The organism is Streptococcus cristatus, from assembly GCF_019685515.1.
Lineage (GTDB): Bacteria > Bacillota > Bacilli > Lactobacillales > Streptococcaceae > Streptococcus.
In genome coordinates, this window is sequence record NZ_JABFFN010000001.1 from 317098 (window position 1) to 331678 (window position 14581).

The 14581-nt window shown below is 39.6% G+C and carries 12 protein-coding genes; 7 read left to right on the top strand and 5 right to left on the bottom strand.

Annotated features, from left to right (window positions below; translation table 11 throughout):
- The first annotated feature begins 8 nt into the window (after positions 1–8).
- The 4 genes from ilvC to FOA33_RS01605 all read left to right on the top strand — a co-directional run bounded on the left by ilvC (position 9) and on the right by FOA33_RS01605 (position 3662).
- A complete protein-coding gene (gene ilvC, locus FOA33_RS01590; RefSeq protein WP_221160412.1) occupies positions 9–1031 on the top strand; it encodes a ketol-acid reductoisomerase in 1023 nt (340 codons plus the stop codon).
- A gap of 79 nt (positions 1032–1110) precedes the next feature.
- Positions 1111–2361 carry a threonine ammonia-lyase IlvA gene (gene ilvA / locus FOA33_RS01595; protein ID WP_084852718.1) on the top strand — a complete coding sequence of 417 codons (1251 nt, stop codon included), beginning with the start codon at positions 1111–1113 and terminating at the stop codon, positions 2359–2361.
- Between the two features lie 82 nt (positions 2362–2443).
- Positions 2444–3340, top strand: a complete 897-nt coding sequence (locus tag FOA33_RS01600; RefSeq protein WP_000244068.1) for an SPFH domain-containing protein — start codon at positions 2444–2446, stop codon at positions 3338–3340.
- 106 nt (positions 3341–3446) lie between these two features.
- The gene (locus FOA33_RS01605; protein ID WP_000241003.1) at positions 3447–3662 is read left to right on the top strand and encodes a capsule biosynthesis transcriptional regulator; all 216 of its coding nucleotides are present in this window, start codon (positions 3447–3449) and stop codon (positions 3660–3662) included.
- Between the two features lie 92 nt (positions 3663–3754).
- Here the strand turns inward: FOA33_RS01605 and FOA33_RS01610 are convergent, their stop codons facing one another.
- Both FOA33_RS01610 and FOA33_RS01615 read right to left on the bottom strand, forming a co-directional pair.
- A complete protein-coding gene (locus FOA33_RS01610; protein WP_221160413.1) occupies positions 3755–4495 on the bottom strand; it encodes an amino acid ABC transporter ATP-binding protein in 741 nt (246 codons plus the stop codon).
- Complete coding sequence (locus FOA33_RS01615) at positions 4492–6060, bottom strand: ABC transporter substrate-binding protein/permease (RefSeq protein ID WP_221160414.1); 1569 nt, start codon at positions 6058–6060, stop codon at positions 4492–4494. Before FOA33_RS01615 ends, FOA33_RS01610 begins: the two co-directional genes overlap by 4 nt.
- Before the next feature lie 130 nt (positions 6061–6190).
- On the opposite strand from FOA33_RS01615, the gene FOA33_RS01620 reads away from it, so the two are divergent.
- Both FOA33_RS01620 and FOA33_RS01625 read left to right on the top strand, forming a co-directional pair.
- Positions 6191–8086 (top strand): DUF2207 domain-containing protein, encoded by a 1896-nt coding sequence (locus FOA33_RS01620; RefSeq protein ID WP_221160415.1) that lies wholly within the window; start codon positions 6191–6193, stop codon positions 8084–8086.
- Between the two features lie 59 nt (positions 8087–8145).
- Complete coding sequence (locus FOA33_RS01625) at positions 8146–8991, top strand: undecaprenyl-diphosphate phosphatase (protein ID WP_221160416.1); 846 nt, start codon at positions 8146–8148, stop codon at positions 8989–8991.
- A gap of 152 nt (positions 8992–9143) precedes the next feature.
- Here FOA33_RS01625 and FOA33_RS01630 read toward each other — a convergent pair whose 3' ends face one another.
- The 3 genes from FOA33_RS01630 to dinB all read right to left on the bottom strand — a co-directional run bounded on the left by FOA33_RS01630 (position 9144) and on the right by dinB (position 11839).
- On the bottom strand, positions 9144–9776 hold the full coding sequence (locus tag FOA33_RS01630) for a TetR/AcrR family transcriptional regulator (RefSeq protein ID WP_221160417.1): 633 nt from the start codon (positions 9774–9776) through the stop codon (positions 9144–9146).
- A 99-nt stretch (positions 9777–9875) separates the two neighbouring features.
- Positions 9876–10211 (bottom strand): hypothetical protein, encoded by a 336-nt coding sequence (locus FOA33_RS01635; protein WP_221160418.1) that lies wholly within the window; start codon positions 10209–10211, stop codon positions 9876–9878.
- 566 nt (positions 10212–10777) lie between these two features.
- Complete coding sequence (gene dinB / locus FOA33_RS01640) at positions 10778–11839, bottom strand: DNA polymerase IV (protein WP_221160419.1); 1062 nt, start codon at positions 11837–11839, stop codon at positions 10778–10780.
- A gap of 236 nt (positions 11840–12075) precedes the next feature.
- Here dinB and pflB point away from each other — a divergent pair, with 236 nt between their 5' ends.
- Positions 12076–14391, top strand: coding sequence for a formate C-acetyltransferase (gene pflB, locus FOA33_RS01645; RefSeq protein ID WP_000260616.1), 2316 nt, complete (start codon positions 12076–12078; stop codon positions 14389–14391).
- Positions 14392–14581 lie beyond the last annotated feature (190 nt).

A 14581-nucleotide genomic window follows, 5' to 3' on the forward strand; every position in this document is an offset into this window, starting at 1 on the left:
GAAAAACTATGGCAGTTCAAATGGAATACGAAAAAGATGTTAAAGTAGCAGCGCTTGACGGTAAAAAAATCGCCGTAATCGGTTATGGTTCACAAGGACATGCGCATGCGCAAAACTTGCGTGATTCAGGTCGTGATGTCATCATCGGTGTGCGTCCAGGTAAATCTTTTGACAAAGCAAAAGAAGACGAATTTGACACTTACACAGTAGCAGAAGCAACTAAATTGGCTGACGTTATCATGATCTTGGCACCAGACGAAATCCAACAAGAATTGTACGAAGCAGAAATCGCTCCAAACTTGGAAGCTGGAAATGCAGTTGGATTTGCTCATGGTTTCAATATTCACTTTGAATTTATCAAAGTTCCTGCAGATGTAGATGTCTTCATGTGTGCTCCTAAAGGACCAGGACACTTGGTACGTCGTACTTACGAAGAAGGATTTGGTGTTCCAGCTCTTTATGCAGTCTACCAAGACGCTACAGGAAATGCTAAAAACATTGCTATGGACTGGTGTAAAGGTGTTGGAGCAGCTCGTGTTGGTTTGCTTGAAACAACTTATAAAGAAGAAACTGAAGAAGATTTGTTTGGTGAACAAGCCGTACTTTGTGGTGGCTTGACTGCCCTTATCGAAGCAGGCTTTGAAGTCTTGACAGAAGCAGGATACGCCCCAGAATTGGCTTACTTTGAAGTTCTTCATGAAATGAAATTGATCGTTGACTTGATCTATGAAGGTGGATTCAAGAAAATGCGTCAATCTATTTCAAACACTGCTGAATACGGTGACTATGTATCAGGTCCACGTGTGATTACTGAGCAAGTCAAAGAAAATATGAAAGCTGTTTTGGCAGATATCCAAAATGGTAAATTTGCAAATGACTTTGTAAATGATTACAAGGCTGGACGTCCAAAATTGACTGCTTACCGTGAACAAGCAGCTGACCTTGAAATTGAAAAAGTTGGTGCTGAATTGCGTAAAGCAATGCCTTTCGTTGGTAAAAACGACGACGACGCTTTCAAAATCTACAACTAATTCTTGTGAAGAAAAACAGAAGGCGAGTTGGGGGTACCTAACTCGCTTTTTATCTTAAAAAGTATTTGAGGAGGAGACAATGCTAAGTGCAAAAGACGTGGTGAAAGCCCACAAAGTATTGAGTGGTGTAGTAGTCAATACTCCACTTGATTATGATCATTATTTATCGGAGAAGTATGGTGCTAAGATTTATTTGAAGAAGGAGAATGCCCAGCGTGTTCGTTCCTTTAAGATTCGTGGAGCCTATTATGCCATTTCTCAACTATCAAAAGAAGAACGTGAGCGTGGTGTAGTCTGTGCCTCTGCAGGAAATCACGCCCAAGGTGTCGCCTATACTTGTAATGAGATGAAGATTCCTGCAACCATCTTTATGCCCATCACAACACCGCAACAAAAGATTGGACAGGTTCGCTTTTTTGGTGGTGATTTTGTGACAATCAAGTTAGTTGGAGATACCTTTGATGCCTCAGCTAAAGCAGCTCAAGAATTTACAGTTTCTGAAAATCGTACCTTTATTGATCCCTTTGATGATGCTCATGTCCAAGCAGGTCAAGGGACTGTCGCCTATGAGATTCTTGAAGAAGCCCGTAAAGAGTCTATCGATTTTGATACAGTACTTGTACCAGTAGGAGGTGGCGGATTGATTGCCGGTGTTTCTACTTATATTAAGGAAACCAACCCGACTATTGAAGTGATTGGGGTAGAAGCTAATGGTGCTCGCTCTATGAAGGCTGCCTTTGAGGCGGGAGGTCCAGTTAAACTCAAAGAAATTGATAAGTTTGCTGATGGGATAGCTGTACAGAAGGTTGGACAGTTGACCTATGAAGCGACCCGTCAGAATGTTGAAACGCTGATTGGGGTGGACGAGGGCTTGATTTCTGAAACCTTGATTGATCTTTATTCCAAGCAAGGAATTGTAGCGGAACCAGCAGGGGCTGCAAGTGTTGCAGCCTTGGAAGTTTTATCAGACTATATCAAAGGAAAGACGATTTGTTGTATCATTTCTGGAGGAAATAACGATATCAACCGTATGCCAGAGATGGAAGAACGTGCCTTGATTTACGATGGAATCAAGCATTACTTTGTAGTGAATTTCCCACAGCGTCCTGGAGCTCTACGAGAGTTTGTAAATGACATTTTGGGGCCAAATGATGACATCACTCGTTTTGAATATATCAAACGAGCAAGCAAGGGGACGGGTCCTGTATTGATTGGGATTGCTCTTGCCAATAAGCATGATTATGCTGGATTGATTCATCGAATGGAAAAGTTTGACCCGTCTTATATTAATTTGAATGGAAATGAAACATTGTATAATATGTTAGTTTAAACTAAAATAAAATTATTATCATATTATTTGCGTAATGATAACGATGGTGTTATAATGAGGGTGATGAAAGGGGGAGATTCCCATGGTTTTACAAATTTTACTTGTTGTATTGATTTTAGTGGTGATTGCATCAGTGATTACGATTAGTTCTGTATATGTGGTTCGACAACAATCTGTCGCTATCATAGAACGCTTTGGTAAATACCAAAAGTTGAGCAATAGTGGTATTCATTTGCGGGCTCCCTTTGGGATTGATAGGATTGCGGCAAGAGTTCAACTACGTTTGTTGCAAAGTGAGATTGTTGTAGAGACAAAGACGCAAGATAATGTATTTGTAACGATGAATGTAGCAACTCAGTATCGAGTAAATGAAAACAACGTCACAGATGCCTATTATAAATTGATGCGTCCAGAAGCCCAAATTAAATCCTATATTGAAGATGCTTTGCGTTCATCTGTACCAAAGCTAACCCTAGATGAGTTGTTTGAGAAGAAGGATGAAATCGCCTTAGAAGTTCAAAAACAAGTGGCTGAAGAAATGTCTACGTATGGGTATATCATTGTCAAAACGCTGATTACTAAGGTTGAACCTGATGCTGAAGTAAAACAATCCATGAATGAAATTAACGCAGCTCAACGTAAGAGAGTTGCGGCGCAAGAACTTGCTGAAGCAGATAAGATTAAGATCGTGACCGCGGCAGAAGCAGAAGCAGAAAAAGATCGCCTACATGGTGTAGGGATTGCAGAACAGCGTAAAGCGATTGTTGACGGACTGGCTGATTCTATCAAAGAGTTAAAGGGAGCTAATGTTGAGCTAACTGAAGAACAAATCATGTCTATCCTATTAACGAACCAGTATTTAGACACGTTGAATAATTTTGCAGAAAAAGAAGGAAATAATACAATCTTCCTACCAGCAAATCCTAATGGAGTTGAGGATATAAGAACTCATATATTATCGGCTTTAAAAGCTAAATAAAAATATGCAGAATAATATAGTTGTGACGAATATATGTTTTTTTATTGACAGATGAAATAAAAACGTATACAATTAGGAATTGTAAAGAATAATTCAGGAGAAGAACATGGTTAAGTCAAACTTTGAAAAGGTAGAAGCAGTTGTTGGCTGGGTTCGTGATAAGAAGATCACAGGTTACCGTATCTCTAAAGAAACGAATGCGCGTGAAATGTCTATCATTGCCCTAGCGCAAGGACGCGCAAAAGTTAAAAATATTTCATTTGAAACAGCTCTTAGTTTAATCGATTTCTATGAAAAAAATCATGAAAAATTTGAAGATTGAACTGTGGTTACGGGCAGATTCCTGAATCGAGTCTGCCTTTTCTTTACAATTACAAACTAAAAAGACTGCATTCTGTATGCAGTCTTTATTTATTAATTGAGATAACGCTGAAGGAATTCTTTTGTCCGTTCTTCTTTAGGATTCGTGAAGAGTTCTTCAGGTTTATCTTCTTCTGCAATGATTCCCTTGTCCATGAAGATGACACGATGGGAGACGTCGCGAGCAAATTCCATTTCGTGGGTTACAACAATCATGGTCAAGCCTTCTTGAGCTAGGTCCTGCATAATTTTGAGGACTTCTCCGACCATTTCGGGGTCAAGGGCAGATGTAGGTTCGTCAAAGAGAATGGCGTCAGGATTCATGGAGAGTGCACGAGCGATAGCTACACGTTGCTTTTGTCCACCTGAAAGTTGTTTAGGCCTGGCTTGCCAGTAACGTTCTCCCATACCAACTTTTTCAAGATTCTCTTTGGCAATTTTTTCAGCTTCAGAGCGTTCTCGTTTAAGGACAGTCGTTTGGGCGACGATGGTATTTTCGAGGACATTCAGATTTTCAAAGAGATTGAAAGATTGGAAAACCATACCGAGCTTTTCACGATAATGGGTGAGGTTATAGCCTTTTTCCAGGACATTTTCTCCGCGATAGAGAATCTCTCCTCCTGTAGGTGTTTCTAGTAAATTAATCGAACGAAGGAAGGTTGATTTTCCGCTTCCCGAGCTTCCGATGATGGAAATAACCTCTCCTTTATGGACGGTGAGAGAAATGTCTTTTAGTACTTCGTTTTGCCCATAGGATTTTTTTAGGTGTTTGATTTCAAGGATTGGTTGTGTCATTTTTTCAAATCCCCCGTTTGCATTTGGTTAGCACCTGTAGTGTAAGTGTCCATGTCCATATAGTGTTCGATAAAACGTAGGATACGAGTCACAGTGAAGGTGAGGACAAAGTAAATCACTGCAATGATGGTAAAGGTCTGGAAGTATTGATAGGTTTGAGTCGCTACAGTATTTCCTGAGAAATAAAGCTCGACAACTGAAATAACGTTCAATACAGAGGTATCTTTGATATTGATGACAAACTCATTACCAGTAGCAGGTAGAATATTACGGACAACCTGAGGAAGGACAATCTTACGCATGGTTTGATTGTGGGTCATACCAAGAGCAGTTGCAGCTTCGAACTGTCCCTTGTCAACTGCTAGAATACCACCACGAACGATTTCTGTCATGTAGGCACCCGTGTTGATTGAGACGATAAAGATAGCAGCCAGTGTCCGGTCGAGATTGATACCGAAAGCTTGAGCAGTCCCATAGTAGATAACCATGGATTGAACAATCATCGGTGTACCACGGAAGATTTCAATATAGACATTGAGAATCCAACCGACTAGTTTTTGTAGGCCGTAAATGGCTTTGTTTTCAGAGAGAGGAGCCGTACGGAAGACACCAATGGCAAGACCGATAATGAGACCTACGATAGTTCCGATGATTGAGATTAAAAGAGTGACACCTGCACCACGCAAGAGCTGTTGCCAGTTTTCAGAAAGAATTTTAGCAACTTGATTGAAGAAATTACTGCTACTTTCTTCAGTTGCTGTGGCTTCGGCAGGTTGCTCCTGAATCATACGATCCATCAGTGCAACTTGTTCATCTTTGGAGATGGTTTCAATACTAGCATTGATTTGGCTGATACGACCGTCATCTTTACGAAGTCCAATGGCAATAGCAGTATCTTCTTCTCCAGTCTTGAAACCGGGTTCTACTTGGACCATCTTGAACTTAGAGTTAGCGGCTTCGGCAGTCAGTGCTTCAGGGCGTTCCGAAACATAGGCATCAATAACACCAGCCTCAAGAGCTTGGCGCATTTGGGCAAAGTCGCCCATAGCTGTTTCTTTCTTGACACCAGGGATTTGGGAAATCAAATCATAAAGGTAAACACCTTGTTGAGAAGTGATTTTTGCTCCGCTAAAGTCCTCTAAAGATTTGGCATTCGCATAGGCAGAGTCCTTTTTAACCAATAGAACTGGCTCGCTAGTATAGTAACTGCTTGAAAAAGCAATTTCTTGTTTACGTTCAGCGGTTGGGCTCATACCAGCAATGATCATATCGATTTTGCCAGAAGTAAGGGCTGGAACAAGTCCTTCCCATTTGGTTTTCACAACCAAAGGTTCCTTGCCTAAGTCTTTGGCAATCTTTTTAGCGATTTGAACATCGTAGCCGTTGGCATATTGGTTGGTACCGTCGATTTTGACGGCGCCGTTACTATCGTCGTCTTGGGTCCAGTTGAAGGGAGCGTAGGCTGCCTCCATCCCGATGCGTAAATATTCGTCGGCTTGGACTTGGCTAACTAGTCCTAAGGTAAGGGCTAGGCTAGCAAGGATAGATAAGCATAATTTTTTCATATTTTCTCCTATTTCTAGTCTAAAAATGACTTCTCTCTATTGTATCTAAAAATGGTGAGATTTTCAATACAAGTAAGCCTTTACTTATAAAAAATGATATAATGGTGAAAAGATTGAAAGGGAATCAATTATGAAAAAAAGATGGTTGGTGACTTTGGTATTTGCTTGTTTATTATTTATACCGAGCCTAGTTTTTGCAGTAGACTTTGATATCTTATCCTATCAGGGTGATTTGAATATTCATGCAGATAATACTGCGATTTTTAAGGAAACAATTACCTACCGTTTTGGAGATGATTATAATGGTCAGCTGGTTGGACTGGGAAAAGCTGGGAAAATGCCAGAAGGATTTGACATTGATCCTGACCCAACTGTTCAGGTCTCTAAAAATGGAAGAATTGTTCAAAATGTTTCCTTCTATACTATGGAGGAAGAGGACGGCTACAAGGTAAAAATTTACAATGCTGGATATGCCGGAGATACTGTTCGGGTGACGGTTACCTGGCAACTATCAAATCTTCTCTTCTTATACAAGGATATAGCGGAGCTAAATTGGCAACCCTTGACAGATAGTTCTGGAGATATTAAAGAATTTGAGTTCAAGGTCAGCTCTGAAAATCCAGCAGAGAAACTCTATTTCCATACAGGAAAACTCCTTAAGGAAGCTAGTGTCAAAAAGGTAAATGATTTCTACCAGGTCAAGATGAAAGATCTTCCGAGAAATCGTCAGGTGGAACTACATGCTTACTGGCCGAGAAGTGCTTTTTCAGAAGCTCCAGATCAAGGATTAGAGGAAGAACGTTTAACGGATTTTAACCGGATTGAAAGCAATATAGCGACAGAAAAAGCGCAAAGTGAGATTATGATGAAATGGGTGTTCCCTGTCATTTTTATGAGTCTCTTGCTTTTAGTTCCTCTCTTCTATAGGATGTTTCGTCAGAGTACAAGCATAAAAAAGGTCTTTCCAAAAGATCACAGGCTTTATGATCCACCGATGGATTTGCCTCCAATGGTTCTAGCAGAAGCAGTGTATTCAACTTCCTTAGAGGAAGTCAATCCCCTAAACAAATCAGGGTTTGGTAAATTTACTTTTGAACGTTTGATTCAGGCAACCTTATTGGATTTAGTCGATCGAGGTCATTTATCTATTTTTCAAGGGGATGAGGAACCTTATGTGCGCATTATCAGTGAAAAGGGTTTGTCCAATTTTGAGAAGGAATGTCTTCGCATGACTTTGTCAAATAAGAAAGAATTGGCTATTTCAGAGCTCTTCCCTGATTACCAAGTTTCATCTTCCCTTTATCGTGGTGCCAAAGAGTCAGATGAAAAACATATCCGAGAAACAGGCTTGCGCCTCAAACGCTCCTTTGAAGGAAGACTTCAACGCATTCAGTCTTGTGTCAAGGATAAGGTCCATGTACTTCGTATCCCAAGCTACTATCGTCCCTTGACAAGCGAGGAACGCCGTCTTGCTCTTGGGATGCGAGTTTGTTCAGCCATAACGGCTCTAGGTGGACTGCTTTTCTTTTACTATAGCTGGAAAACACATGGCTTCTTTTCGATCCCATTTCTACTCTTAGGATTGACAGGATTAGGGGCTAGTTTCTGGGTTTACCTTGTCACGCGAGGGGCCTATCGCGATGGAGTTCTAACAGAGGAAGGAGCGGAAATCTTCTATCTCTGGACGAGTTTTGAAAATATGCTTCGCGACATCGCTCATCTGGATCAAGCCGAGTTAGAGAGCATCGTCCTTTGGAACCGTCTGCTGGTCTATGCGACTCTCTTTGGTTATGCCAAGAAGGTGAGCAAGTTAATGAAAGTCCGCCATATTCAGCTTGAAAATCCAGATTTGAATCTTTATGTAGCCTATGGTTGGCACTCACAGTTCTACACCTCAACTGCGCAAATCAAGCAATACACAGCTGTCGCAAATACAGCTAGCAATTACTCTGTATCTTCTGGAAGTGGTTCTTCAGGAGGAGGATTCTCAGGAGGCGGAGGCGGTGGTAGCATCGGCGCCTTCTAAAAAATCTATCGCAACATCCAAAATTATGCTATAATAGAGGACAGAAAAAGGAGTAATGTATGTATTTTATTGAAATTTTGAAGTCAATCTTTTTTGGGATTGTTGAAGGAATTACAGAATGGTTGCCCATTTCAAGTACAGGACACTTGATCTTGGTTGAAGAATTTGTACAATACAAGGATCAAAATGAAGCCTTCATGTCTATGTTTAATGTTGTCATTCAGCTTGGTGCCATTTTAGCAGTTATGGTCATTTACTTCAACAAGCTTAATCCCTTCAAACCTGGTAAAACTAAAGTCGAAGTTCGTAGAACTTGGCAATTGTGGTCAAAAGTCTTCGTTGCGACCTTGCCTTTGCTATTAGTCTTTAAATTAGATGATTGGTTTGATGCCAACTTCCATAACATGGTTTCAGTTGCGGTCATGTTGATTATCTATGGGGTTGCCTTTATCTATCTTGAAAAACGAAATAAGGCGCAAGCCATTGAACCAACAGTAACAGAGTTAGACAAGTTGCCTTATAAAACAGCTCTTTACATTGGGCTCTTCCAAGTCCTCGCCCTCTTCCCAGGAACGAGCCGTTCAGGTGCGACTATCGTTGGTGGTTTGTTGAATGGAACAAGTCGCTCTGTCGTAACAGAGTTTACCTTCTATCTCGGAATTCCTGTTATGTTCGGAGCCAGCGCTTTAAAGATTTTCAAATTTATTAAAGCAGGTCAACTTTTGAGTTTTGGACAACTGTTCTTGCTCTTGGTTGCCATGGGTGTTGCCTTTGCAGTCAGCATGGTTGCCATTCGTTTCTTGACAAGCTATGTGAAGAAACACGACTTTACACTCTTTGGTAAATACCGTATCGTACTCGGTAGTATCTTGTTGCTCTATAGTTTTGTGCGTTTGTTTGTATAAGTTGAAAATAGAACAAAATAGGATAGTTCTCCAAAAAAACATTTGGGGAACTATCCTATTTTTTTAATTGTTTAGCTTATTTTTTATTACCTTATTATATCACCTTGTCCTACGTTTATCCAAGGCTTTAAAAGTAAACGAAAAGATTGTATTTAATTTGATTGACTTAAAATTTCTTGGATCAAAGATTCATCAAAAATATCTAAGCCGATGGATTGAAGCATAAATTGTAAAAAATAGATACGATCAACTATTTTTTCGGAAGAATTTTCAAAAATACTCCCTTCTACCCAAAAGTTAGTCAAAAGCAAGATTGTCTCGGCCACTTCATTAGGGAAGGGAATGGGTTGAATGGACTGATCTTCTATTCCTTTTTTTATAATATCTGCAATAAGGGGAGTTCCTATACGCAGATTGTAACGGATAGTAGTCAGCATGAACTCTGCATCAAGAGGCGCGTGATTCAACATTTCGTAGTTAGTTTTCTGACTTTTTAAACTAAACTGAAAGATTTCTTTGAGCTGTTCTCTTCCAGTTAAATGACTGGTGGATTCAAGCCAGTCTAGCAATTCCTTTTCCATCAATTGATAACGCTGTTTTAAAACTGCAAAAAGAATTTCATCTTTTGATTGAAAATGGTGATAAATGGCTCCTTTTGAAATACTAGCTGTTTGCGCTATGTTTTGTATACTTGTTTTTTCATAGCCGTTGTGAATAAAGAGCTGTGTAGCTGTTGATAAAATTTTTTCAATCATTGCTTGAGATTTTTCTGTTTTTGCGACCATTGAGTTCCTTCTCTCTGTTTTATTAAATTTATTTTATCAAAAAAAGAAGAAAAGGTAATATTTGAGCGTTTAACAAGCCTCCTTCTTAAGAAAACCACTCTACTTTTTTAATTTTGCTTCTATATGTTTGATGTGATACAAGTTTGAGAGAACTGAAATCCCACCGATGGCCATTATTCCTAAACCATTCCGAGGACTAAATAAAGTAGTGATGAGTCCACCAGTTATTGTAGCATACCCACATTTCACTCCCAAACGAGAAAGTCGGATACCACTCTCTCCTTGTGATAATCGATCAAACAGTTTTTTTTGCAGTTTTATTTGCTTTTTTATTTGCTTTTGAATGGTTTCGTGATGACGTATTTGTTGTTGACGTACTCGTTGATTTTGTTTTTCAATAGAATCGATTGTTTTTTCTAGCATAGTTTTTTTCATGTTAAGTCCTTTCTCAAAAACCGACCGGTCGGTACTTTTATATTTTCTAGTTTAACAAATAAAAATGAAGGTGTCAACCCCTACCACTTATGAGAAAAAGTTTTTTTTACTAGGAACTATTTGAAATCTATCTCACATTTTTAGTTTTAAGTGTTAGAGTTAATACTTAATTAAGACCAACTGTTCCTTTTCATTAATAAACTGTCAAAAAAGATTGTAGTCCAAGTTTATGCGTGGGAATGTTGATTGAAAATTATAGTATATATCCAGTACAAATGTGGTAGGGCATCAAACTAAACTATATTTCCCAAAAGCATTCAGTTTTCTAGTAAAAGAGAGAGGGAATAAGAGGAAGAAGCTTTCTTGAATTAGGAATTTTTAGAGTCTAAAAGGGGAATAATACTGATACAGCCTGCTGCATGTTGGTCAGCAATTTAGGATAGTACCTATGACTGTTTTAGTGGTTAGCTATGACGCTCTAAGAATTATTTTTAAAAAACAGAATGAGGCTGAAACACTTTTGTTTCAACCTCATTTGATTTAAAGCAATGCCCCCCTTCGAGGATTTAAAATCCTGTCACCGTAATTCCTAGTAAACGGATACCTTTTTCTTTTTCAGCTAGCTTTTCGTAGAGTTGAAGGGCAGTTTGAGAAATCTGACTAGCGTCCTGTGTTGCTTGTGGGAGGCTTTTTCGTCTAGTCAGAGTGGAGAAGTCAGCATATCGTATTTTTAGGATAATGATTTTTCCAGCTTTGCCTTGTTGGCTGAGATTGTGAGCTACCTTTTCTGAGAGAAGAGTCATCTCTTTTTTGATGTCTTCTTCTACTTGCAGAATCTTCCCATAGGTTTTCTCCTTGCCAATGGACTTACGAATGCGATCGGACTTGACTGGAGAATTGTGAATACCACGAGCCTTTCGATAAAGCTCATAACCGAGTCTGCCAAACCGATCGATTAAAGTGACTTCTGAGACGTCCAATAAGTCTGCGCCAGTATAAATGCCCATTTCATGAAGGCGTTCAACTGTTTTTTTGCCCACGCCATGAAATTTAGCAATGTCCATTGGTTTGAGAAAGTCTTGGGCTTGATCTGGGAGAATCACTGTCAAACCATGTGGTTTTTGATAGTCACTAGCCATTTTAGCTAGGAATTTGTTATAAGAAACACCTGCAGAAGCAGTCAGGTGTAGTTCCTGCCAGATATCCTGTTGGATGAGGCGGGCAATTTTGACGGCTGACTTGATACCGAGTTTATTTTCTGTCACATCCAAGTAGGCTTCGTCAATACTCATAGGTTCAATCAAATCAGTATAACGTTTAAAAATAGCTCGAATCTCAAGTCCTGCAGTCTTATACTTTTCATAATTTCCTGAGATAAAGACAGCTTGGGGACAGCGCTCATAAGCTTCTTTAGAGCTCATGGCTGAATGAACACCAAAAGCCCGTGCCTCATAGCTACAGGTAGAAACGACACCACGCCCACCTGTTTGTCTGGGGTCGCTCCCAATGATGACAGGTTTTCCTTTGAGTTTAGGATTATCTCTGATTTCCACCGCAGCAAAAAATGCATCCATGTCGATATGGATGATTTTTCTGGACAAATCATTTATCAATGGAAATATGAGCATTTTTGTTCCTTTCTAGTGTTATTTTCTATTCATTATACCTTTTTTTCCGAAAAAATGGAAAAGAGTAATTCTGCTTTCAAAAATATAATACAGATTGTGTTAAAAAATAGACTGTATTATAAAAGAAAGCGCTAAAAAGGCTGTTTTCTTCTTGTTGAAATCGGTTACTGTGTGGTATACTTGATTTATGAATGTAACAGATAGTTGTTACTAGAAAGAAAAATGAGGACATTAACATGGTTGTTAAGACAGTTGTTGAAGCGCAAGATATTTTTGATAAAGCTTGGGAAGGCTTCAAAGGAGTAGATTGGAAAGAAAAAGCAAGTATTTCTCGCTTCGTTCAAGCTAACTACACACCTTACGATGGAGATGAAAGTTTCCTTGCTGGCCCAACAGAACGTTCGCTTCACATCAAAAAAATCGTAGAAGAAACAAAAGCACACTACGAAGAAACTCGTTTCCCAATGGACACTCGTCCAACATCTATTGCTGATATTCCTGCTGGATTTATCGACAAAGAAAACGAATTGATCTTCGGTATCCAAAACGATGAACTCTTCAAATTGAATTTCATGCCAAAAGGTGGTATCCGTATGGCTGAAACTACTTTGAAAGAAAATGGATACGAACCAGATCCAGCTGTTCATGAAATCTTCACAAAATACGTAACAACAGTTAACGACGGTATCTTCCGCGCTTACACTTCAAATATCCGTCGTGCTCGTCACGCTCACACTGTAACTGGTCTTCCAGATGCTTACTCACGTGGACGTATCATCGGTGTTTACGCACGTCTTGCTCTTTACGGTGCAGACTACTTGATGCAAGAAAAAGTAAACGACTGGAATGCAATTAAAGAAATTGATGAAGAAACAATCCGTCTTCGCGAAGAAGTAAACCTTCAATACCAAGCATTGCAACAAGTTGTTCGCTTGGGTGACCTTTACGGTGTTGACGTTCGCAAACCGGCGATGAACGTCAAAGAAGCTATCCAATGGGTGAACATCGCCTTCATGGCTGTCTGCCGTGTTATCAACGGTGCTGCAACATCTCTAGGACGTGTGCCAATCGTGCTTGACATCTTTGCAGAACGTGACCTTGCTCGTGGTACATTTACTGAATCAGAAATCCAAGAATTCGTTGATGATTTCGTTATGAAACTTCGTACAGTTAAATTTGCTCGTACAAAAGCTTATGACCAATTGTACTCAGGTGACCCAACCTTCATCACAACTTCTATGGCTGGTATGGGTAACGACGGTCGTCATCGTGTTACTAAGATGGACTACCGTTTCTTGAACACTCTTGACAATATCGGTAACTCTCCAGAACCAAACTTGACAGTTCTTTGGACTGACAAATTACCTTATAGCTTCCGTCGCTACTGTATGCACATGAGCCACAAACACTCTTCTATCCAATACGAAGGTGTTACAACAATGGCTAAAGACGGATACGGTGAAATGAGCTGTATCTCATGTTGTGTATCTCCACTTGACCCAGAAAATGAAGAACAACGTCACAACATCCAGTACTTCGGTGCTCGTGTTAACGTATTGAAAGCCCTTCTTACTGGTTTGAACGGTGGTTACGACGATGTTCACAAAGACTACAAGGTATTTGACATCGAACCAATCCGTGACGAAGTTCTTGAATTCGAATCAGTTAAAGCTAACTTTGAAAAATCTCTTGACTGGTTGACTGACACTTACGTAGATGCTTTGAACATCATCCACTACATGACTGATAAGTACAACTACGAAGCGGTTCAAATGGCCTTCTTGCCAACTAAACAGCGTGCAAACATGGGATTTGGTATCTGTGGATTTGCCAACACTGTTGATACATTGTCAGCAATCAAATATGCTACCGTTAAACCAATCCGTGACGAAAATGGCTACATCTACGATTACGAAACAATCGGTGAATACCCACGTTGGGGTGAAGATGATCCACGCTCAAACGAATTGGCAGAATGGTTGATTGAAGCTTACACAACTCGTCTACGTAGCCACAAACTCTACAAGAACGCAGAAGCCACAGTATCACTTTTGACCATCACATCTAACGTTGCTTACTCTAAACAAACTGGTAACTCACCAGTCCACAAAGGCGTATACCTCAACGAAGATGGTTCTGTGAACTTGTCTAAACTTGAATTCTTCTCACCAGGTGCTAACCCATCTAACAAAGCTAAAGGTGGATGGTTGCAAAACTTGAACTCACTTGCTAGCCTAGACTTTGGTTACGCAGCTGACGGTATCTCATTGACAACTCAAGTTTCTCCACGTGCTCTTGGTAAAACTCGTGACGAACAAGTGGACAACTTGGTAACAATCCTTGATGGTTACTTCGAAAACGGTGGACAACACTGTAACTTGAACGTAATGGACTTGAAAGATGTTTATGACAAGATTATGAATGGCGAAGATGTCATCGTTCGTATCTCAGGATACTGTGTAAACACTAAATACCTCACTCCAGAACAAAAAACTGAATTAACACAACGTGTCTTCCACGAAGTTCTTTCAATGGATGATGCATTGAGCTAAGATTTTAAATTAAATAGAAAAGGCCAGTTGGAAACGACTGGCTTTTTGCGTTCTTGAAAAATTTTAAAAAAATAGTCAAATTTAGTCAAAAAGTTATTGACTTTTACTGACCAATGTGATATAGTAGAAACATAAGGAAAGTGACTTCCTTAGAAAAACTCATTTTCAATGATTCTATTTCTTGAAAATG

Bases quoted from the DNA above. Each gene is read 5' to 3' on its own strand.
- ilvC (WP_221160412.1), top strand. From the start codon at position 9: ATGGCAGTTCAAATGGAATACGAAAAAGATGTTAAAGTAGCAGCGCTT.
- ilvA (WP_084852718.1), top strand. From the start codon at position 1,111: ATGCTAAGTGCAAAAGACGTGGTGAAAGCCCACAAAGTATTGAGTGGT.
- FOA33_RS01600 (WP_000244068.1), top strand. From the start codon at position 2,444: ATGGTTTTACAAATTTTACTTGTTGTATTGATTTTAGTGGTGATTGCA.
- FOA33_RS01605 (WP_000241003.1), top strand. From the start codon at position 3,447: ATGGTTAAGTCAAACTTTGAAAAGGTAGAAGCAGTTGTTGGCTGGGTT.
- FOA33_RS01610 (WP_221160413.1), bottom strand. From the start codon at position 4,495: ATGACACAACCAATCCTTGAAATCAAACACCTAAAAAAATCCTATGGG.
- FOA33_RS01615 (WP_221160414.1), bottom strand. From the start codon at position 6,060: ATGAAAAAATTATGCTTATCTATCCTTGCTAGCCTAGCCCTTACCTTA.
- FOA33_RS01620 (WP_221160415.1), top strand. From the start codon at position 6,191: ATGAAAAAAAGATGGTTGGTGACTTTGGTATTTGCTTGTTTATTATTT.
- FOA33_RS01625 (WP_221160416.1), top strand. From the start codon at position 8,146: ATGTATTTTATTGAAATTTTGAAGTCAATCTTTTTTGGGATTGTTGAA.
- FOA33_RS01630 (WP_221160417.1), bottom strand. From the start codon at position 9,776: ATGGTCGCAAAAACAGAAAAATCTCAAGCAATGATTGAAAAAATTTTA.
- FOA33_RS01635 (WP_221160418.1), bottom strand. From the start codon at position 10,211: ATGAAAAAAACTATGCTAGAAAAAACAATCGATTCTATTGAAAAACAA.
- dinB (WP_221160419.1), bottom strand. From the start codon at position 11,839: ATGCTCATATTTCCATTGATAAATGATTTGTCCAGAAAAATCATCCAT.
- pflB (WP_000260616.1), top strand. From the start codon at position 12,076: ATGGTTGTTAAGACAGTTGTTGAAGCGCAAGATATTTTTGATAAAGCT.